Annotated in this window: 28 protein-coding genes; 27 read left to right on the top strand and 1 reads right to left on the bottom strand. The window is 45.2% G+C overall.

Annotation, left to right across the window (positions count from 1 at the left end; all coding sequences use genetic code 11):
- Positions 1–43 precede the first annotated feature (43 nt).
- The 3 genes from BJP37_RS35265 to BJP37_RS00825 all read left to right on the top strand — a co-directional run bounded on the left by BJP37_RS35265 (position 44) and on the right by BJP37_RS00825 (position 1,378).
- Complete coding sequence (locus tag BJP37_RS35265; protein ID WP_143727408.1) at positions 44–268, top strand: hypothetical protein; 225 nt, start codon at positions 44–46, stop codon at positions 266–268.
- A gap of 216 nt (positions 269–484) precedes the next feature.
- Positions 485–667 carry an SPFH domain-containing protein gene (locus BJP37_RS42085; protein ID WP_229415141.1) on the top strand — a complete coding sequence of 61 codons (183 nt, stop codon included), beginning with the start codon at positions 485–487 and terminating at the stop codon, positions 665–667.
- Positions 668–736: 69 nt separating this feature from the next.
- On the top strand, positions 737–1,378 hold the full coding sequence (locus tag BJP37_RS00825; RefSeq protein ID WP_229415140.1) for a hypothetical protein: 642 nt from the start codon (positions 737–739) through the stop codon (positions 1,376–1,378).
- A 100-nt stretch (positions 1,379–1,478) separates the two neighbouring features.
- On the opposite strand, the gene BJP37_RS00820 is transcribed toward BJP37_RS00825, so the two are convergent.
- Positions 1,479–1,700 carry a hypothetical protein gene (locus BJP37_RS00820; protein WP_075895729.1) on the bottom strand — a complete coding sequence of 74 codons (222 nt, stop codon included), beginning with the start codon at positions 1,698–1,700 and terminating at the stop codon, positions 1,479–1,481.
- A 196-nt stretch (positions 1,701–1,896) separates the two neighbouring features.
- On the opposite strand from BJP37_RS00820, the gene BJP37_RS00815 reads away from it, so the two are divergent.
- The 24 genes from BJP37_RS00815 to rpsM all read left to right on the top strand — a co-directional run bounded on the left by BJP37_RS00815 (position 1,897) and on the right by rpsM (position 18,134).
- A complete protein-coding gene (locus BJP37_RS00815; RefSeq protein WP_075895727.1) occupies positions 1,897–4,098 on the top strand; it encodes a cation:proton antiporter domain-containing protein in 2,202 nt (733 codons plus the stop codon).
- A gap of 1,023 nt (positions 4,099–5,121) precedes the next feature.
- Positions 5,122–5,757: a 50S ribosomal protein L3 gene (rplC, locus tag BJP37_RS00810; RefSeq protein WP_075895725.1), complete on the top strand. Its 636-nt coding sequence runs from the start codon at positions 5,122–5,124 to the stop codon at positions 5,755–5,757.
- 143 nt (positions 5,758–5,900) lie between these two features.
- Complete coding sequence (gene rplD, locus BJP37_RS00805) at positions 5,901–6,533, top strand: 50S ribosomal protein L4 (RefSeq protein ID WP_075895723.1); 633 nt, start codon at positions 5,901–5,903, stop codon at positions 6,531–6,533.
- Positions 6,526–6,828: a 50S ribosomal protein L23 gene (locus BJP37_RS00800; protein ID WP_075895721.1), complete on the top strand. Its 303-nt coding sequence runs from the start codon at positions 6,526–6,528 to the stop codon at positions 6,826–6,828. The genes rplD and BJP37_RS00800 overlap by 8 nt, the downstream gene beginning before the upstream one ends.
- Positions 6,829–6,951: 123 nt before the next feature.
- Positions 6,952–7,815 (top strand): 50S ribosomal protein L2, encoded by an 864-nt coding sequence (gene rplB, locus BJP37_RS00795; RefSeq protein WP_070390685.1) that lies wholly within the window; start codon positions 6,952–6,954, stop codon positions 7,813–7,815.
- A gap of 111 nt (positions 7,816–7,926) precedes the next feature.
- A complete protein-coding gene (rpsS, locus tag BJP37_RS00790; RefSeq protein WP_071102183.1) occupies positions 7,927–8,202 on the top strand; it encodes a 30S ribosomal protein S19 in 276 nt (91 codons plus the stop codon).
- Between the two features lie 50 nt (positions 8,203–8,252).
- Positions 8,253–8,612 carry a 50S ribosomal protein L22 gene (rplV, locus tag BJP37_RS00785; protein WP_071102182.1) on the top strand — a complete coding sequence of 120 codons (360 nt, stop codon included), beginning with the start codon at positions 8,253–8,255 and terminating at the stop codon, positions 8,610–8,612.
- Between the two features lie 76 nt (positions 8,613–8,688).
- Entirely contained in the window at positions 8,689–9,414 is a 726-nt protein-coding gene (rpsC, locus tag BJP37_RS00780) for a 30S ribosomal protein S3 (RefSeq protein ID WP_075895719.1), read from the top strand.
- Between the two features lie 85 nt (positions 9,415–9,499).
- Positions 9,500–9,919 carry a 50S ribosomal protein L16 gene (rplP, locus tag BJP37_RS00775; RefSeq protein WP_075895717.1) on the top strand — a complete coding sequence of 140 codons (420 nt, stop codon included), beginning with the start codon at positions 9,500–9,502 and terminating at the stop codon, positions 9,917–9,919.
- A 3-nt stretch (positions 9,920–9,922) separates the two neighbouring features.
- Entirely contained in the window at positions 9,923–10,207 is a 285-nt protein-coding gene (rpmC, locus tag BJP37_RS00770; protein WP_008191208.1) for a 50S ribosomal protein L29, read from the top strand.
- A gap of 8 nt (positions 10,208–10,215) precedes the next feature.
- Complete coding sequence (rpsQ, locus tag BJP37_RS00765) at positions 10,216–10,464, top strand: 30S ribosomal protein S17 (RefSeq protein ID WP_071102179.1); 249 nt, start codon at positions 10,216–10,218, stop codon at positions 10,462–10,464.
- Between the two features lie 152 nt (positions 10,465–10,616).
- Positions 10,617–10,985, top strand: a complete 369-nt coding sequence (rplN, locus tag BJP37_RS00760; RefSeq protein WP_070390681.1) for a 50S ribosomal protein L14 — start codon at positions 10,617–10,619, stop codon at positions 10,983–10,985.
- A complete protein-coding gene (gene rplX, locus BJP37_RS00755; RefSeq protein WP_075895715.1) occupies positions 10,985–11,347 on the top strand; it encodes a 50S ribosomal protein L24 in 363 nt (120 codons plus the stop codon). The genes rplN and rplX overlap by 1 nt, the downstream gene beginning before the upstream one ends.
- A gap of 156 nt (positions 11,348–11,503) precedes the next feature.
- A complete protein-coding gene (rplE, locus tag BJP37_RS00750) occupies positions 11,504–12,049 on the top strand; it encodes a 50S ribosomal protein L5 (protein ID WP_070390679.1) in 546 nt (181 codons plus the stop codon).
- A 23-nt stretch (positions 12,050–12,072) separates the two neighbouring features.
- Positions 12,073–12,474, top strand: coding sequence for a 30S ribosomal protein S8 (rpsH, locus tag BJP37_RS00745; RefSeq protein ID WP_070390678.1), 402 nt, complete (start codon positions 12,073–12,075; stop codon positions 12,472–12,474).
- Positions 12,475–12,736: 262 nt separating this feature from the next.
- Positions 12,737–13,276, top strand: coding sequence for a 50S ribosomal protein L6 (rplF, locus tag BJP37_RS00740; RefSeq protein ID WP_070390677.1), 540 nt, complete (start codon positions 12,737–12,739; stop codon positions 13,274–13,276).
- 3 nt (positions 13,277–13,279) lie between these two features.
- Entirely contained in the window at positions 13,280–13,642 is a 363-nt protein-coding gene (rplR, locus tag BJP37_RS00735; protein ID WP_008191189.1) for a 50S ribosomal protein L18, read from the top strand.
- A gap of 122 nt (positions 13,643–13,764) precedes the next feature.
- Positions 13,765–14,286, top strand: coding sequence for a 30S ribosomal protein S5 (gene rpsE, locus BJP37_RS00730; protein WP_070390676.1), 522 nt, complete (start codon positions 13,765–13,767; stop codon positions 14,284–14,286).
- Between the two features lie 104 nt (positions 14,287–14,390).
- On the top strand, positions 14,391–14,840 hold the full coding sequence (gene rplO, locus BJP37_RS00725) for a 50S ribosomal protein L15 (protein ID WP_070390675.1): 450 nt from the start codon (positions 14,391–14,393) through the stop codon (positions 14,838–14,840).
- 44 nt (positions 14,841–14,884) lie between these two features.
- The gene (secY, locus tag BJP37_RS00720) at positions 14,885–16,225 is read left to right on the top strand and encodes a preprotein translocase subunit SecY (RefSeq protein ID WP_075895713.1); all 1,341 of its coding nucleotides are present in this window, start codon (positions 14,885–14,887) and stop codon (positions 16,223–16,225) included.
- 124 nt (positions 16,226–16,349) lie between these two features.
- Entirely contained in the window at positions 16,350–16,913 is a 564-nt protein-coding gene (locus tag BJP37_RS00715; protein ID WP_075895711.1) for an adenylate kinase, read from the top strand.
- A gap of 325 nt (positions 16,914–17,238) precedes the next feature.
- Positions 17,239–17,463, top strand: coding sequence for a translation initiation factor IF-1 (gene infA / locus BJP37_RS00710; protein ID WP_008191178.1), 225 nt, complete (start codon positions 17,239–17,241; stop codon positions 17,461–17,463).
- A 102-nt stretch (positions 17,464–17,565) separates the two neighbouring features.
- Entirely contained in the window at positions 17,566–17,679 is a 114-nt protein-coding gene (gene rpmJ / locus BJP37_RS00705) for a 50S ribosomal protein L36 (protein WP_075895709.1), read from the top strand.
- A 71-nt stretch (positions 17,680–17,750) separates the two neighbouring features.
- Positions 17,751–18,134, top strand: coding sequence for a 30S ribosomal protein S13 (gene rpsM, locus BJP37_RS00700; protein ID WP_008191169.1), 384 nt, complete (start codon positions 17,751–17,753; stop codon positions 18,132–18,134).
- Positions 18,135–18,193: the final 59 nt, after the last annotated feature.

The raw sequence follows: 18,193 nt of genomic DNA, 5'->3' as shown, positions 1-18,193 counted from the left end.
CCTAGTTGGCGATTTCCGGGAATTGCCGGGAATTGCCTAGGCTTTGACTAGGAGTCGGAGGGAAAATCAGGAGTACGCCAAGGTCTATCCCAACGGGTTGACACTCCCCGCCCTGGAAGGACGGGGATTCTTGCTTGGCCTTTGGCCACGCTACGCGAACAACGGGGTGACTTGTTATCCCTTGCCGGAGCCAGGAAAAATAGAGGTCTCCTCTCCACAAGCGTATTTGGTCTATGACCTAGGTTTCGGTGTGCCCCACCGTACCTAAAATAGATAACAAATTTACATAACAAATTTAGATGAACATTTTTTTGATCTTAGACTTTCATAGACTTCCAAATCGTTAGACTTGATTGTGCAACATGATTATCTCAAAACATGTTTTTTACACTGTCTACTTATTCAAGATCATGTTTATCTAGAACATTAGTTATTCTTTTATCATAACACGGTGCGATAAAACTGTCAATACATAGATGCTCCTTTGGAGCCTTCAGTTGCGAACAAAAAAAAGCCGTCCTGTAAGGACGGGGCGCGATTACCCAAATTTCTTGGTAAAGCGATCGCATCCCGAGTGCGGGGTGCTGTAGCAGGGGAAAAATTTGATGAATTTCACCGCAATTCAGCCCGGATTATCCGTCAGGCCGTGTTTGGCACTGATCAATAAGGTCATATTCGAGATGAATTTCGTTTTCGAGCGAATAACCTGGTAATTACCAATATTGATATTCAGTCAGTGGAGCCAGTGGATGAAGAAACCTTAAGGAGCTTGCAAAAGTCAGTGCAGCTAGCGATTCAAATTACCACTGATGCTCAAGAAGCTGCTGCACGGCAAGATGCGGAACGGATTGAGCAAGAAGCGAAAGCCAGGTTGGAAAGGCAAGTAATTTTGGATCAAAGTGCAGCAGAAGCAGAACGCAAAAAACTTCTAGAATTACAAGCAGAAAATATAGCCATTGAGTCTACAGGTCAAGCAACAGCAGAAGCAAGAGCTAAGGCTGAAGCGGCTCAGATTGAAGGACAATTAGCAGTTAACTTGGCTCAGCAAGAAGCCGAGGCGGCTCGGATTCGCAATGAAATCGAGTTAGCTCAACTCAAAGCACGTCAGGAAGCTGAATTAGCCCATCAACAAGCCTTTAATAACCTAGAGATTGCCAAAGCTGAGCGTATGGCTCACATTAAGAGTGAAGAATACCGACAGAAAGTAGAAGCGATTGGTCCTCAAACCATTCAAGCGATCGCACAAGCAGGTCCGGAAATGCAGGCAAGACTTCTAGAAGCACTTGGTATCCAGAGTGTTTTGATTACCGATGGCAAAAATCCCATCAATCTATTTGGCGCAGCTAATGGTCTGATTACTCCCCCGACTTCTAACTAAGTGCATCTGTGTTTGCTGCGCGCTGTGTCTGCTGCGTGCTGGCACGGTTTCCCTTATACACCGATAGACTGAGAACCCAACGCTATCTTACCGGTCTATCTTATCGGTCTATCTGTGTCGAAGGTTGAGAGTTGAGGTGTTGCTCGACTCTGTTAATGACCCCTAGTAGGAGAAATAAACCAAATACTACAGCAACACCGATAGCAGTCCACTTGAAAAAAACTAACTTTGGCCGACCTTTAGCTGGATAACCACAACTGAGGCAAATTTCATCGTTGGTGCTGGTTAAAGACCCACAAACGTTACACTGTTCTAAAGCCATAGTTCTTGGAAATCTCTACCGTCATAAGATAACTGAAAAAATTATCAGGTGGGTAGAGTACTTTGAGCCTTCGTTACCAACTCCTTGATCCCCAAGTTGCTTAGTTCAAGTGGGTAGGTTACAAAAAAATCAGGGCACAAGGGCAAACCTCCAGGTATGAAGCCTGTGACCAATAACCGATTACCCATTCCTAATCATGGCCTCAGGACACAATTTAATTCTGGATCTAACCACAGTTCTAGGGGCTTCTGCTCTGGGAGGCTACCTTGCCAATCGGCTACGTCAACCTGTACTTTTAGGCTATTTAGCCAGTGGTTTATTGGTTGGTCCGTTTGGTCTTAAACTCGTAGGCGAATTAGAACAAGTCAAATCCCTAGCTGAAATTGGGATTGTTTTTTTGTTATTCACCTATGGGGTAGAGTTTTCTCTATCCCAGCTTAAACGATTTAAAGATATTGTCCTGAAAGGGAGTTTACTGCAAATTAGTCTCACTATTACCCTAGTTGCAGTTTTAGCCAATGGACTTGGTTGGGTTGACGGATTTACTCCGGGAATAATGCTCGGATTCATCATCTCCCTTTCCTCCACCTCAGTAGTTCTTAAAACCCTGATGGAAAGAGGAGAAACCAATACCCTTCATGGTCAAGTGATGCTGGCAATTTTGATTGCTCAAGACCTTAGTTTAGGTCTGATGTTAGCCGTCATCCCCGCCCTTCAGCAGCCCTCAGATATTGGCTCAGCTTTAGTTGTTGCTTTACTCAAAGCGTTGGTGTTTCTAGCTGCTGCTCTAGCCGCCGGTCGCTGGATAATTCCCCATCTCATTAAATATATTGCCCGCACTGAAAACAGTGAGCTATTTCTGATCACAGTAATTGCCCTGTGTTTAGGGATTGCTTTGATTACTGCTGGACTTGGTCTATCCGTTGAAATGGGAGCATTTGTGGCAGGATTAATGATGGCTGAAATTGATTATGCTGACCAAGCAGTTGCCAAAATAATCCCCCTTAAAGACACGTTTGTATGTCTATTTTTTGCATCCATAGGAATGCTGATTGAGCCGGAAGTGCTGCTCGAAAACTTCGGCATAATCATCGGTTTAGTGATGTTAGTCATGGGGGGTAAAGCAGCCATTATCCTACCGATTGTGCTGAAATTTGGCTATTCCTTTAAAACGGCTTTTATTGCTAGTTTTGGTCTCAATCAAATTGGAGAATTTTCCTTTGTCTTAGCAGTGGTTGGCTTTGAGTTAGGATTTATCACTAGGGATCAGTATCTACTCCTGGTGGGAACTACAGCCATTACCCTAGTCCTGACACCCATGTGGCTAAGATGGTCTCCCCGAATAGCAGACCACCTGGTAAATCTGCCGTTTCTGAAAAGCTACCTGCGTCAGTTTCAGGGTACTAAAGCTTTGTCAATTCCAGAAACGATTTGTAATCATGTGGTAGTGGCTGGCTATGGACGAGTTGGGCGAGTACTGGTCAAAATCCTACGCAATCAAGGGCATCAGGTACTGGTGATTGAGAATAGCGAAGCTGCTATTCAACGCTTGAGACATGAGAAAATTCCCTATATGTTTGGGGATGCTCACTCGGAACTGGTGTTAGAAAAAGCCCATCTAGAAAAAGCTAAAGCCCTAGCCATTGCCCTACCCGATCCTGGCAGTACCCGCTTGTTGCTCAAACGTGCCCTCAAGTTTGCCCCAGGACTGGATATCGTGGCTCGTTCTCACAAAAATAGCGAAATTGACCTACTCACCCAGTTAGGGGCGCGGGAAGTAGTGCAACCGGAATTTGAGGCAGCATTGGAAATGGGAGCCCATGTGCTAGTAGCATTGGGAGAAACCCCAGGGATGATTCAGTCAGTGATCAATCGGATTCACCAAGACCGCTATTTGAGTGTACGACCTGAACAAGCTACCTATTCAAAGCAGCAAGAGATCACTGATGTTGCCCAAGAACTCGACAGTGAGTGGGTGACTTTGAGTCAAACTTCCCGTCTAGATTGGGTAACTCTGGCAGCAGCAGATATCCGTAACGTGACTGGGGTAACAGTTTTGACAATTCAACAAGGTAATGATATTGTCCACTACCCACAAGGTAAGATGACTTTGCGTTCAGGGGATCGATTGCTAGTTGTTGGGGAACCGGAAGAATTAGCAGCGTTTAGAGACTGGATCGAAAGTCGCAGTTTCCTTAGTGAGGGATCTAAGCATTGGGTAACTTTGGTAGAGAATTCAAGTTTGGTCGGTATGAAGCCAATTGATCTCCAGGATCAATACAATGTCATGGTTCAGGCGTTGCGTAGACAAGGGAAACTATATAATCCGGTGGATGAAGCTGGAGTATTGCAGGTGGGGGATTGTGTGTTGTTGTCTGGGGAATGGGATGAGGAGTAAGCTTACCCCCGGCTGAAGCACGGGGGCTTTCGCCCAGGCTCCAGAGCGTTGGTTTTCAGTAGCCCTAGCATACTCAACGCGCCTAGACTCCAAATTTATCGAATCTAAGGGTTAAGCGCCGAACCTCAAGGCTGGCTTACTCTACGAATGGGAGGGATTGCTCGCATTCGTAGCTTCTACAACCGAGTCAATTCTCGGACAGCCCCAATACTTCGTTTTGCGCATCACTCGCCGACACTGACTTACTGGCCTAGCCGTTACTCTGAAGTTAAGAGTGCCTTTGCCTATTTCAGTCTTCTTTAATTATAATTGACGGCGACTAAAGTCGCTATTACGCTTCCTCCCCGCTTTAAAAAGACGGGGCTTCCGCGTTTTTTAATTTTTGTGAATGATTTGGTTTCGAGACACTGCGATCGCATATGCGCGAGAATTCCATCCTTCGAGCTCCGAATCCCCCGATTTCACATAAATCCATATAGCAAGCAAATTTTTCTCAAACTAACTAGACACCCAATTCAAAATACTCTACAATATACGATAGAGACGTTATGACAGTTGCTTCATCAGCAACTGATTAGCTGCGTGTGCTGTGGGCTGAGAAGTAGGTTCGAGGCAAGACAATATACACAGCATATCATGTGTTTATTTTGGCATCAGGGCTAAAGTAGGTCAAAGACAGTTAGGTTTAAACAACTCCAATCAGTTCTTGGGTCTACTTTGGGTCAATCAGTGCTTACACTTTCGTGTATCAAGGGATACTGAGTGATGAACAACTTAAGTCCCAGCGAAGTCAGGCGAGTTTAATAGCCTTTTCTGACCAGTAAACGCAATTGAACGAGAATCTAGCTCGACCATCATGCCGAGCTGGATAAAAGTGGGCTCTCTGCTTATTTTTTGAGGAGAGGTTTATCCACTATAAATAGTGACCAGGTTTATAATGACCAGGTTTGTGGCACAAAGGGAATTCAGGTTCTTGAATATCCCTGCTGCCAGACTGCTGCAATGTCTACAAAGGAGAAACCAGTGTCTGTCGGTATCCTCGGTACCAAACTCGGTATGACCCAAGTGTTCGATGATGAAGGAAGAGCGATTCCTGTAACCGTCGTAAAAGCTGGGCCATGCACTGTGACCCAAATAAAAACCAACCAGACAGATGGCTACAATGCCATTCAAATTGGTTATGACCAAGTTAAGCCTAAAGCAATTACTAAGCCTGAAATAGGACACTTGGCTAAGTCCAGCGCCCCACCCTTACGCCACCTACGTGAGTACCGCGTGGATGATACCAGTAATTTTGAACTGGGTCAGCCAGTCAATACCGATATGTTCAGTATTGGTCAAATTATCGATGTCAGCGGTAAAACCATTGGTCGCGGGTTTGCGGGTTATCAGAAACGTCACAACTTCAGGCGAGGACCGATGGCTCATGGTTCCAAAAACCACCGCCTCCCAGGTTCCACTGGAGCAGGGACAACCCCTGGTCGTACCTATCCAGGTAAGAAAATGGCTGGTCGTTACGGCGGTACCAAGGTGACAATTCGCAAACTTGAGTTAGTCAAGATAGATGCAGAGCGCAATTTGCTACTGATTAAAGGTGCAGTTCCCGGTAAACCAGGGACACTATTGAGCATTGCACCAACTAATAAAGTCGGACGTTAGTCAGAACGAAAAAGCAATTAGCTCCCTCATCGTTAGGTGTAAGCCTGATGTATATGTAACTGTTTATTTTTACTACTAGCACTGAGTGCTGAAAAGCTAACAGCTAATTGCTAAATGCTTGGTCCCTAAGAAGGAGAGAACAAATGGTAGATTGTTCAGTGCGAAACTGGCAAGGGGAAGAAGTAGGGCAGGCAACACTCCAGATGCGAGTTGCCAAAGAAGAAAACGCTGCCCACATTGTTCACCGGTCACTGGTTAGACAAATGGCCAATGCTCGTCAAGGCAATGCTTGTACAAAAACTCGTTCCGAAGTTAGAGGTGGAGGACGCAAACCTTGGCGACAAAAGGGAACCGGTCGTGCTCGTGCTGGTTCGAATCGTTCACCCCTATGGCGTGGTGGTGGTGTGATCTTTGGTCCGAAACCCAGAGACTATAGCCAGAAAATGAACCGCAAAGAGCGTCGCTTGGCTCTAAGAACAGCGTTTATGAGTCGAGCCGAGGATTTGATTGTGGTAGAGGAATTTGTTGAGCAACTACCACGACCCAAAACCAAGGATGTGGTGGCAGCAATTGGTCGGTGGGGAATTGAGCCTGAGTCAAAAGTTCTCATAATCCTAGCTCAGCCAGAAGAAAAGGTTTATTTGTCAGTCCGTAACCTAGCAACTGTCAAGTTGATTTATGCCACCAACTTGAATATCTATGATATCCTAGCCGCTGATAAAATCGTGACCACTAACACGGCTCTTACCAAAATTCAGGAGGTTTACAATGACTGAGTATAACCCCCGTGACCTTGCTGATTTGGTGATTCGCCCAATTGTGACTGAGAAGGCGACCCTACTGATGGAGCAGAACAAGTATGTCTTTGATGTGATTATCAAAGCGACAAAGCCACAAATTAGAGCCGCGATTGAAAGTCTTTTTGAAGTAAAAGTGGTGGCAGTAAATACCCTACGTCCGCCACGTAAAAAGCGTCGAGTGGGAAGATTTGTAGGTTACAAACCCCAGTACAAACGGGCGATTGTTACCCTAGCTCCAGGAGATTCCATTACTCTATTCCCAGACGTATAAAACTGGCTAATTGCTAAATGCTAATTATTAATTTGGTTAATTGCCAATTGGTAGATTGTCAATTGTTAAGACAAACTAGTCAAGACAAACTAGTCAAGACAAACTAATTAAAAAATACTTGTTATGGGCATCCGTAGCTATCGACCATATACCCCAGGCACTCGTCAGGGTACTGTCTCAGACTTCGCTGAGATTACTCGGACTGAGCCAGAAAAATCCCTAACCAAGTCTAAGCATCGTAAAAAAGGTCGCAATAATCGCGGTGTTATTACCTGTCGCCATCGCGGTGGCGGACATAAGCGTCTATACAGGGTAATTGACTTCCGCCGGGATAAGCACAATATTCCAGCAAAAGTGGCAGCAATTGAGTATGACCCCAATCGGAATGCTAGGATTGCGCTCCTCTACTATCAAGATGGGGAAAAGCGATATATCTTGCATCCTGTGGGTTTGGAAGTGGGGTCAAGCATCATATCTGGGCCTGACTCTCCCATCGAAATAGGCAATGCCTTGCCCCTAAAGGATATTCCCTTAGGCACCAACGTGCATAACGTTGAACTGATCCCAGGGCGAGGAGCACAGATTGTTCGTGCTGCCGGGGCAACTGCTCAAGTGCAAGCAAAAGAAGGTGACTATGTCACCCTAAAGCTGCCCTCTAGTGAAGTCAGGATGTTGCGTAAAGAATGCTACGCCACTATTGGACAGGTCGGTAATGTTGAAGCGAGAAACTTGAGTTTAGGCAAAGCTGGTCGCAATCGACATAGAGGCCGTCGTCCCCAAGTACGGGGCAGTGTAATGAACCCGGTAGATCACCCCCATGGCGGTGGTGAGGGTAGAGCTCCGATTGGTAGAAGTGGTCCAGTAACCCCCTGGGGTAAACCAGCCTTGGGAGCCAAAACTCGTAAGGTCAAAAAGCAAAGTAGTTCTTTAATTGTCCGGCGTAGGCGGAAATCCTCTAAGCGAGGGCGCGGCGGTCGCGATTCTTAAGGAGTTGAACGTTAAAGTTAGCAGGTTAAACGTTGTAACTAGCAACTACTAACTACAAACTAGCAACTATTAACTACCAACTAACAACTAAAAACTAACGAGCGTTGAATTATGGGTCGTTCATTAAAAAAAGGTCCTTTTATAGCCGATAGTCTTCTGACTAAGATTGAAACCTTGAATGCTAAAGGCCAAAAACAGGTGATTAAAACCTGGTCAAGAGCCTCAACCATTGTGCCGCAGATGGTAGGTCACACCATTGCCGTTCATAACGGGCGGACACATGTACCAGTTTTTATCAATGAGCAGATGGTAGGTCATAAGCTGGGCGAATTTGCCCCGACTCGAACATTTCGGGGACATGTTAAGGATGGTAAGGCCCGTCGTTAAAGTGATTAGTTCAGTAGTTAGTAGCTATAAAGAAAGCAAATGATGGAACGATGGCGATAGACACTACAGCAGAAACTAAAGCGATCGCACGCTACATTCGAATGTCTCCAAGCAAGGTCAGGCGAGTACTTGACCAAATTCGGGGGCGTTCCTATCGGGAAGCTCTGATCATTCTGGAATTCATGCCCTACCGGGCTTGCCAACCAGTATTGAAAGTACTACGCTCCGCTGTTGCCAATGCTGAACACAATTCAGGTATTGACCCGGCTAGCTTATACATCACTAAAGCTTTTGCGGATATGGGACCAAGCTTGAAGCGATATCGACCAAGGGCTCAAGGTCGTGCTTATCAGATTCGCAAGCCAACCTGTCATATCACCGTGGCTGTTTCTCCAGAAGTAGATGATTAGTTAGTGAGTTAATTGAGAATTACCAACGGCAAACACTAATAGCGCTATGGCTCGATAATAGGGAAAGAAAAGAACAGTGGGACAGAAAATACATCCAATTGGTTTTCGGCTAGGTATCACGCAAGAGCATCGCTCTCGCTGGTTTGCCGACTCAAAGCGTTATCCGCTTCTGTTGCAGGAAGATTACCAAATCCGACAATATGTTGACAAAAACCTCAATAATGCTGGAATTTCCGACATCCGGATTGAGCGCAAAGCTGACCAGATTGATTTAGAAATTCATACAGCTCGACCTGGGGTAGTTGTTGGTCGTGGTGGCAGTGGTATTGAGTCTTTGCGTGTCGGTCTGCAAAAAGCCCTGGGCAACAATCGTCAGATTCGCATCAATGTCGTGGAAGTATCACGGGTGGATGCAGATGCTACCCTAATTGCCGAGTACATTGCCCAACAGCTAGAGCGCCGAGTTTCCTTCAGACGAGTGGTTCGTCAAGCAATTCAGCGGGCTCAGCGGGCTGATGTCCAAGGCATTAAAGTTCAGGTAGGTGGTCGGTTAAATGGAGCTGAAATTGCCCGAAGCGAGTGGACTCGTGAAGGACGAGTTCCCCTCCATACCCTCCGGGCAAATATTGATTATTCCTACAAAACGGCCCAAACCATTTATGGAATTTTGGGCATTAAAGTTTGGGTTTTCAAAGGGGAAGTGATTCCTGGTCAAGAAGAAAAGCCTACCCCTAACACAGCTCAACCTCGTCGCCGTCAGCCAAAACGCCGCCAGCAGTTTGAAGACCGGTCAAATGACTAGTTACTAATGACTAGTCATTTTAGAATTGCTTGCTTGTTAATTGTCAGTTTTCAAGTTTCGATTTTCAATTAACAAAGAACAAATTATGTTAAGTCCAAAAAGAACAAAATATCGCAAACAGCACCGGGGACGAATGAAAGGTATGGCCACTCGTGGCAGTACCATTAACTTTGGTGATTATGCTCTGCAAGCCACAGAACCAGCTTGGATTACCTCCCGCCAAATCGAAGCAGGTCGTCGGGCTATGACCCGCTACGTTCGTCGTGGTGGTAAAATCTGGATTCGAATTTTCCCAGATAAACCAGTCACCATGCGTCCCGCAGAAACTCGTATGGGTTCCGGAAAAGGTTCCCCAGAGTTTTGGGTAGCAGTAGTTAAACCCGGTCGGATTATCTATGAAATCGCTGGGGTAAGCGAAGAAGTTGCTCGGGAAGCCATGCGTCTGGCCGCTAACAAATTTCCCATTAAATTGAAGTTCATTTCTCGTGAAGGGGAAAAGGTATAAGCTATGGCTCTGCCCAAGATAGAAGATGCTAGAAGTCTGAGCGATGCCGAACTAGAACAGGAAATCTTAGCAGCTAAGCGTCAGTTGTTTGACTTGCGCCTGCAAAAGGCAACCAAACGCTTAGAAAAACCTCACCAGTTTAAGCATCTTAAGCACCGAATCGCTCAGCTAATGACAGTAGAACGAGAACGGCAACTCGCTAAACAGAAAGAATCAACAGATACCTCACAAAGTGATACCCCACAATCAGAACAAAGTGATACCCCACAATCAGAATCAGAAGCATAAGGAATAGTATGGCAGCAAAAGAGAGAGTTGGCCTGGTGGTCAGCGACAAAATGGACAAAACTGTGGTGGTGGCTATTGAAAATAGGTCTCCCCACCCAAAGTACGGCAAAATTGTTGTGCGTACCAAGCGATACAAAGCTCATGATGAGGAAAATAAATGTAAAGAAGGCGATCGCGTTCGGATTAGAGAAACACGACCACTAAGTCGTACCAAACGCTGGATGGTTGCTGAAATCGTCAGTAGTTCCTCAAAATAGCGAGTTAACCCTAGTCGATGTGGGTTCTCCACGACCTACAAATGTGCGTGAGATCTCGGAAGAAAATCCTTTCGGAATTGGAAACAAACCCAAGGTTTAACTCATAAATCGTTTAACTCATAACTGATTACTCTATTAGAGGAGGAACACTGATGATTCAACAAGAGAGTTACCTAAACGTTGCTGACAACAGTGGAGCCAGAAAAATAATGTGCATCCGCGTTATTGGTGCAGGAAATCGGCGCTACGGTGGTGTGGGTGATGTAATTATTGGTGTGGTCAAGGATGCCATTCCAAATATGGGGGTCAAAAAGTCAGATGTAGTTAGGGCTGTGATTGTGCGCACCCGCAAGGGCCTACGTCGGGAAAGCGGTATGAGTATTCGCTTTGATGACAACGCAGCAGTAATTATAAACGCAGATGGCAATCCCAGAGGTACCCGCGTTTTTGGCCCTGTAGCGCGGGAACTGCGAGAGAAAAACTTCACAAAAATTATATCCCTTGCTCCGGAGGTACTCTGATGCCAAGTAAACACAAGAAGGCACAAACTGATACCCCATTACGCTACAAAATGCACGTTAAACAGGGCGACACGGTACAAGTGATTGCCGGTCGAGATAAAGGCAAAATTGGAGAGATTTTGCGGACGCTACCCAAAATTAGCAAGGTAGTAGTCAAAGGAGTTAACGTCAAAACTAAGCATGTCAAGCCTCAACAAGAAGGTGAGAAAGGTCAAATTGCTACGTTTGAAGCTCCAATCCATAGCTCCAACGTTATGCTTTACTCGAATAAAGAAAAAATTGCTAGCCGCATCTGCTATACCTTTACCGACGATGGTCGTAAGGTGCGGATGCTCAAAAAAACTGGTGAGATTATTGACTAATTAGTCCCTAGTGCTTAATCCTTAGTCCTCAGTACTCAAAAAAGTAACAAAAAAATTACTCTTGGCAGTTACTAATGGCTAATAAGCAATGACCAATGACTAATAATTAATGACAATTGCCCTGACCAAGCCCAGGGAAATCAAAGGAAAAAAACTATGACAAAAGGGTTAAAAATCCTATACCAGGAGACAATAGTCCCCAAATTAAAAGAACAATTCGGTTACAAAAACATTCATCAAGTACCGAAATTAGTCAAAGTTAGTCTTAACCGAGGATTAGGAGAGGCATCTCAAAATGCCAAGGCTCTGGAATCGTCGGTGAGCGAAATTGCCATCATCACCGGTCAAAAACCGGTGGTTACACGAGCAAAACAAGCGATCGCGGGTTTTAAAATCCGTGCCGGGATGCCTGTTGGTGTCACGGTTACCCTCCGTTCAGAGCGTATGTACTCCTTTCTAGAGCGGCTAATTAACTTAGCCCTGCCAAGAATTCGGGACTTTCGGGGTCTTAGCCCTAGAAGCTTTGACGGTCGTGGTAACTACACTCTTGGGGTGCGAGAGCAACTCATTTTTCCAGAAGTAGACTACGACAGTATCGATCAGATTCGTGGTATGGATATTACCATAGTCACCACTGCCAACACTGACGAAGAAGGTCGCGCCTTACTCAAAGAGATGGGAATGCCTTTCCGGGATAAATAAGCCTGTAATCATAGGAAGGAACAATGCCGGCAAACGACACAATTGCAGATATGCTGACCCGCATTAGAAATGCCTGCTTGGTTCGGCATCAAACAACAAATGTACAATCAACTAAAATGACCCGGGCGATTGCCCAAGTACTCAAAGAAGAAGGCTTTATTACTGATTTTGAGGAAGCAGGCGAAGGGGTCAAAAAATACTTAGTTGTTTCCCTAAAATACAAGGGCAACAATCGCAAACCAATTATCAGATCCCTGAAGCGGGTGAGTAAACCTGGATTGCGAGTTTACTCCAACCGTAAAGAACTGCCAAGAGTCTTGGGAGGGATTGGGATTGCTATTATCTCTACTTCTAATGGCATCATGACCGACCGGGAAGCAAGGCGTCGGGGAATTGGTGGTGAAGTTCTGTGTTACGTATGGTAAAGGATGAAGCATGAAGGATGAAGGATCTACTAAGAGCCGTCAGCTGACTCGCTACTTAAAAATCTAGGCTTGCCAGCTATCAGCTGAAAGCCCCTGTAGATTAGAGCATCAGTTCGATCAATAATCAGCTCAGTATATGCCAAACGGTCCGATAACAACCTAGGATTGATCGGATTAGCTGATTAACCAATTCATGACATAGTTCATACTTCATACTTCATACCTTTATATTTCATACTTCTTTAGTTAGGAGGATAATTTTATGTCACGTATTGGCAAGCGCCCTATACCAATTCCCAGTAAAGTTACTGTAACAATAGACGGTCAACAGGTGAAGGTCAAAGGTTCCAAAGGTGAACTGGATTGGGTTTTGCCAGATACAATTAAAGCTGAGCAAGTTGGTGAAACTGTAGAGGTTTCCCGGCGCGAAGAAACCCGAACCGCCCGTGAAAGTCATGGTTTGTCTCGCACTCTGGTGGCCAACATGATTGAGGGAGTCTCCAAAGGGTTTGAAAAACGTTTGGACATTCAGGGAGTCGGTTATCGAGCTCAAGTGAAAGGTCGAAATCTAATTTTAAACGTTGGTTACAGCCAGCCAGTGGAGATCGTTCCTCCTGAGGGGATTGAAGTCAAAGTTGAAAACAACACCAACGTCATTGTCAGTGGCATCAACAAAGAAGTTGTAGGCAACACAGCTGCAAAAATTCGTGCAGTTCGACCCCCAGAAGTCTATAAAGGTAAAGGCATTCGATATGCCGGTGAAATAGTCAGACGTAAAGCTGGTAAAGCAGGTAAGAAGTAAACTATGAAACTTACTCGAAAAGAATCTATACGACACAGACATAGGCGGGTACGCCGGAAAGTCAGTGGTACTGCTGAACGCCCAAGATTAGCTGTATTTCGCTCTAATGAGCACATTTATGTGCAAGTTATCGATGACAATCAGCAACATACCATAGTGGCAGCTTCAACGTTAGAACCAGCTCTGAGATCTGAACTCAAATCTGGAGCCACCTGTGAAGCCTCAGCTAAAGTGGGTCAGTTGGTTGCCCAACGAGCACTAGAAAAAGGTCTCAAGAAAGTGGTCTTTGACCGTGGGGGCTACCTATATCATGGTCGTGTCAAAGCTTTAGCAGAAGCTGCTCGTGAAGCCGGGCTGGATTTTTAGTAACTGCTAATTAAAAGTTGACAACTGACAATTGCAATTATGCAATTAGCAATTAAAAATTAGCAACGATAAATCAGCTAATTTTTGATTACTTACTATCATGATTTAATCTATAGCGAACTATGGCAAATCGTAGAAAAAGCAACCGCTCTAAAGAAAAAGAAAGTAATTGGCAAGAGCGGGTTATCCAAATCCGCCGCGTTAGTAAGGTGGTCAAAGGGGGTAAAAAATTGAGCTTCCGCGCCATCGTAGTTGTAGGTAATGAAAAAGGTCAGGTGGGGGTTGGTGTAGGCAAAGCCAGTGATGTAATTGGTGCTGTCCGTAAAGGAGTTGCTGATGCCAAAAAGCAACTCATTGATGTACCCTTAACCAAAACTAATTCCATTCCTCACCCATCTAGAGGTAGGGCTGTGGGAGCCAAAGTGATCATGCGACCTGCTGCTCCCGGAACTGGTGTGATTGCTGGTGGTGCTGTGCGCACAGTACTTGAGTTAGCTGGAGTTAAAAATGTCTTAGCTAAACAGCTTGGTTCCAATAACCCCCTCAATAATGCTAGAGCAGCAATCAACTCTCTTGATTCCCTGCGCACATTTTCAGAGGTGGCTCAAGAACGGGACATTCCCCTTGAACAAATCTATGCATAGATTAAAAACCAGCTAGGTAGAAATAAAAGTAATATGCTCAAGGTTGACGGTTTAGCGTCAGCCGTCAATCAGAGAAAAAAACATTTTTATCCTTACAAAAAACGATGAGAATCAATGATGCAGTCCCCAAACAAGGCTCCAAAAAGCGCCGACGCCGTGTAGGTCGTGGCATTGCTGCTGGTCAAGGGGCTAGCTGCGGTTTTGGAATGCGTGGTCAAAAATCCCGTTCAGGTCGAGGGACAAGACCTGGTTTTGAAGGGGGTCAGATGCCCTTATATCGCCGTATACCCAAGTTAAAACACTTTACGGTCATTAACCCCAAACATTACACTACAATCAACGTAGGTAAGTTGGCATCACTTCCCGCCAATACTGAGGTAACTTTGGAATCCTTGTTGGAGACAGGTTTAGTCACCACCAATGATGGTCCATTAAAACTACTCGGTGATGGCGAGCTGAATGTGCCACTCAATATAAAAGCTGCTGCCTTTACAAGTGGTGCCCGCCAAAAAATCGAGGCGGCTGGTGGCAGCTGGGAAGTTATAGCTAAGTAACCCCTTTAGCCCTTATGCTCCTGTATCTTCAAGAGGTACCTTAAATGACTGTCAGTCGAGACAAAGCCCCAACTGCTCAAGAGACGTTTATGCAAATGGCTCAAGCGGCTGGCCTTAGAGGTCGGCTGCTTGTCACCGTTGGTTTGTTAATTTTAGCCCGCTTGGGTGTCTTTCTTCCTGTACCAGGAATTGATCGAGCCAGATTTTCAGCAGAACTCCAGAATAGCCCGTTTGTCGGTCTTTTGGACTTTTTCTCTGGTGGTGGTTTTTCCGCCCTAGGGATTTTTGCCTTGGGAATTTTGCCTTATATTAATGCTTCGATTATCCTACAACTGCTAACGGCAGCAATTCCTTCTTTAGAAAATTTGCAGAAAAATGAAGGTGAAGCAGGGCGTCGAAAAATCGGTCAGATTACCCGTTATGTTGCCCTAGGCTGGTCTGTGATTCAAAGTATTGGCTTATCGTTGTGGGCACAGCGGTTTGCTGTTGAACCAGGCGCATTCTTCGTGTTTGAAACTGTCCTTGCCCTCACGGCTGGCTCTATGTTCGTGATGTGGCTATCAGAGTTAATTACCGAACGAGGCATTGGCAACGGAGCGTCACTGTTGATTTTTGTCAATATTGTTGCTGTTTTGCCCCGCACCTTGGGTCAAACCATTGAACTGGCTCAGACCGGTGGTCGAGAAACGGTGGGTAAGGTAATTGTGCTGCTGTTAGTTTTCTTAGTCATGATTGTCGGTATTGTCTTTGTGCAAGAAGGAAGCCGACGAATTCCGATTATTACTGCCAGACGTCAAGTTGGTAAGCGCCTTTACCGGGAGCGGAAAAATTATTTGCCCCTAAGGCTAAACCAAGGTGGCGTGATGCCAATTATCTTTGCCTCAGCCGTCTTAATCCTACCCACATCTCTAGCTGGGATAACTAGTGGCGATAATAGCAATGGATTGTTAGGCTCAATCAATCAAGTCCTAATCCAGATTGGCAATTATCTGAACCCCAATGGTCAAACTCCTTGGGTCTATGTTGCTGTCTATTTAGTCTTGATTTTGTTCTTTAGCTACTTCTACGCCTCCCTGATTATAAACCCAGTAGATATGTCCCAGAATTTGAAGAAAATGGGGGCAAGTATCCCTGGTATTCGACCAGGAAGGGCTACGAGTGAATATATAGAGAGAGTTTTGAACCGACTGACCTTATTAGGAGCAATTTTCCTAGGACTGGTAGCTGTAGTACCAACTGCAGTCGAAAGCGCCACTGGTGTAACCACATTTAGGGGATTAGGTGCCACATCCTTGCTGATTTTGGTCGGGGTTGCCATCGATACAGCCAAGCAAATTCAAACCTACGTGATTTCCCAGCGTTACGAAGGTATGGTCAAGCAGTAAACCGATTGGGCAATGGGCGCAGCAGCTTTTTTAGGTGGATGAGCCTCAAATTTTCGGGTCAGTTGGTTGTTGTTCATTGCCTAGGACAAAAACCAACTGACACATCACCCATGACACATGACACATGAAAAGATTAATCTTTTTAGGACCTCCAGGAGCAGGTAAAGGAACTCAAGCCAAAATTGTGGCTGAACAACTAGGGATTCCTCACATTTCCACCGGGGAAATTTTGCGAGGGGCTGTAAGTGCTCAAACCCTCCTGGGTCAAAAAGCTCAGTCCTATATGGATAAAGGAGAATTGGTGCCTGACGAGTTGCTCATAGATCTAATCCGCGATCGCCTAAATCAACCCGATGCTCAAAAAGGTTGGATTTTAGACGGTTTTCCCCGTAACGTCAGCCAAGCCCATTTCTTGAATGACCTGTTGCAGGAGCTTGACCAAACTTTTGATGGTGCCATCAACCTGGAAGTTCCAGATCAGGTTTTGATCGACAGACTATTGGAAAGGGGTCGTAAGGAGGGACGTACAGATGATAATGAGGAAACTATCCGCACACGTCTTGAGGTCTATAACCTTCAAACAGCTCCTTTGGTGAAGTTTTACCAAGAACACTCCGCTTTAAAATCTATTAATGGTGATCTCTCCTTAGAGCAAGTCACCGAATCGATTAAACAAGTTCTAGGGTAATCATTTTAGGGTAAGCCCATGCCGAAAGTCGGAAACCCCCTGCGTCCGGCAGGTCAGCCATGATCTGACCCTATTGTAGCTAATACCATTAGCCTAATACTTAGACTAATTTAGACTAATGGTTATTCTAATGGTTCGACCGGTGTCACCTATGCCTTGAGCTAGGCCACGGTAAAAATGCTTACCTGACCCCACTACTCCAAAGTTGGTGGAAAATTATTTTAGTTGGTATAATTTTGGATTTGATAAAATATGTTAAGACTCCCTGAATTAAATAATCAAAATTTAGAACATAGGGGGATAGTTGTATTGAGGTTAAAACACGTTGGCTAAACAAGACTTAATTGAAATGGAAGGCACGGTGACTGAATCCCTGCCGAATGCCATGTTTAGGGTTGACTTGGACAATGGCTTTAATGTCCTAGCTCATATTTCCGGTAAAATCCGTCGGAATTACATCAAAATTCTGCCTGGAGACCGGGTCAAAGTTGAACTAACCCCCTACGATTTAACCAAAGGCAGGATTACCTACCGCCTGCGTAAGAAGTAAAACTAGCAGCGACTTCTGTTTTATTAAAAATAAGTTAAATTTGACAAGTCAACCTAAAAAAAGATATAATAACCAACTGCATTGTGTCCAGAAAAAAAAGAGATGAAAGTTAGACCATCTGTCCGAAAAATGTGTGAGAAGTGCCGCGTAATTAAACGCCACGGTAGAGTTATGGTAATTTGCCCCAATCCCAAGCACAAACAGCGTCAGGGATAAATCTCACATCCATACACTTAATCCATACATTTAATTTGTAGCACAAAACTTCAGTCAAGGGAGAAGCAAGCGTGGCTCGGATTGCCAGTGTAGACCTACCTCGCGATAAACGTGTAGAAATAGGTCTGACCTACATTTATGGAATCGGTCTGTCGCGGTCTAAAGACATTTTAGCAGCAACAGGAGTTAACCCAGATACAAGGGTTAAGGATTTGACCGATGCTGAGGTGGCTGCCCTCAGAGCAGCTGTCGAAAAAAATTATCAGGTGGAAGGGGATTTAAGGCGCTGGCAGTCAATGAACATCAAGCGCCTAGTAGATATTGGTACCTATCGCGGACGTCGTCATCGCATGGGACTGCCCGTGAGAGGACAGCGAACCCGCACTAATGCCCGTACCCGTCGCGGTAGACGAGTGACTATCGCTGGAAAGAAAAAAGCACCGGCTAAGAAGTAATAGCTCTAGTCAGCTCAACTATCCACCACAGCTTTGTGGTCATTGGTCATTCGTCAAAA

Source organism: Moorena bouillonii PNG (genome assembly GCF_001942495.1).
Lineage (GTDB): Bacteria > Cyanobacteriota > Cyanobacteriia > Cyanobacteriales > Coleofasciculaceae > Moorena > Moorena bouillonii.
The sequence above is the reverse complement of the archived record's forward strand: the minus strand, read 5'-3'. Positions and strand labels throughout refer to the sequence as shown.

Coding starts and splice junctions, on each gene's coding strand:
- rplE (WP_070390679.1), top strand. CDS start 11,504: ATGACAAAAGGGTTAAAAATCCTATACCAGGAGACAATAGTCCCCAAA.
- rpsS (WP_071102183.1), top strand. CDS start 7,927: ATGGGTCGTTCATTAAAAAAAGGTCCTTTTATAGCCGATAGTCTTCTG.
- rplD (WP_075895723.1), top strand. CDS start 5,901: ATGGTAGATTGTTCAGTGCGAAACTGGCAAGGGGAAGAAGTAGGGCAG.
- BJP37_RS00815 (WP_075895727.1), top strand. CDS start 1,897: ATGGCCTCAGGACACAATTTAATTCTGGATCTAACCACAGTTCTAGGG.
- rpmJ (WP_075895709.1), top strand. CDS start 17,566: ATGAAAGTTAGACCATCTGTCCGAAAAATGTGTGAGAAGTGCCGCGTA.
- rplX (WP_075895715.1), top strand. CDS start 10,985: ATGCCAAGTAAACACAAGAAGGCACAAACTGATACCCCATTACGCTAC.
- rplV (WP_071102182.1), top strand. CDS start 8,253: ATGGCGATAGACACTACAGCAGAAACTAAAGCGATCGCACGCTACATT.
- rpsE (WP_070390676.1), top strand. CDS start 13,765: ATGGCAAATCGTAGAAAAAGCAACCGCTCTAAAGAAAAAGAAAGTAAT.
- rplN (WP_070390681.1), top strand. CDS start 10,617: ATGATTCAACAAGAGAGTTACCTAAACGTTGCTGACAACAGTGGAGCC.
- rplF (WP_070390677.1), top strand. CDS start 12,737: ATGTCACGTATTGGCAAGCGCCCTATACCAATTCCCAGTAAAGTTACT.
- BJP37_RS00800 (WP_075895721.1), top strand. CDS start 6,526: ATGACTGAGTATAACCCCCGTGACCTTGCTGATTTGGTGATTCGCCCA.
- BJP37_RS00820 (WP_075895729.1), bottom strand. CDS start 1,700: ATGGCTTTAGAACAGTGTAACGTTTGTGGGTCTTTAACCAGCACCAAC.
- secY (WP_075895713.1), top strand. CDS start 14,885: ATGACTGTCAGTCGAGACAAAGCCCCAACTGCTCAAGAGACGTTTATG.
- rplB (WP_070390685.1), top strand. CDS start 6,952: ATGGGCATCCGTAGCTATCGACCATATACCCCAGGCACTCGTCAGGGT.
- rpsQ (WP_071102179.1), top strand. CDS start 10,216: ATGGCAGCAAAAGAGAGAGTTGGCCTGGTGGTCAGCGACAAAATGGAC.
- rplP (WP_075895717.1), top strand. CDS start 9,500: ATGTTAAGTCCAAAAAGAACAAAATATCGCAAACAGCACCGGGGACGA.
- rplR (WP_008191189.1), top strand. CDS start 13,280: ATGAAACTTACTCGAAAAGAATCTATACGACACAGACATAGGCGGGTA.
- BJP37_RS00715 (WP_075895711.1), top strand. CDS start 16,350: ATGAAAAGATTAATCTTTTTAGGACCTCCAGGAGCAGGTAAAGGAACT.
- rpsH (WP_070390678.1), top strand. CDS start 12,073: ATGCCGGCAAACGACACAATTGCAGATATGCTGACCCGCATTAGAAAT.
- rpmC (WP_008191208.1), top strand. CDS start 9,923: ATGGCTCTGCCCAAGATAGAAGATGCTAGAAGTCTGAGCGATGCCGAA.
- rplO (WP_070390675.1), top strand. CDS start 14,391: ATGAGAATCAATGATGCAGTCCCCAAACAAGGCTCCAAAAAGCGCCGA.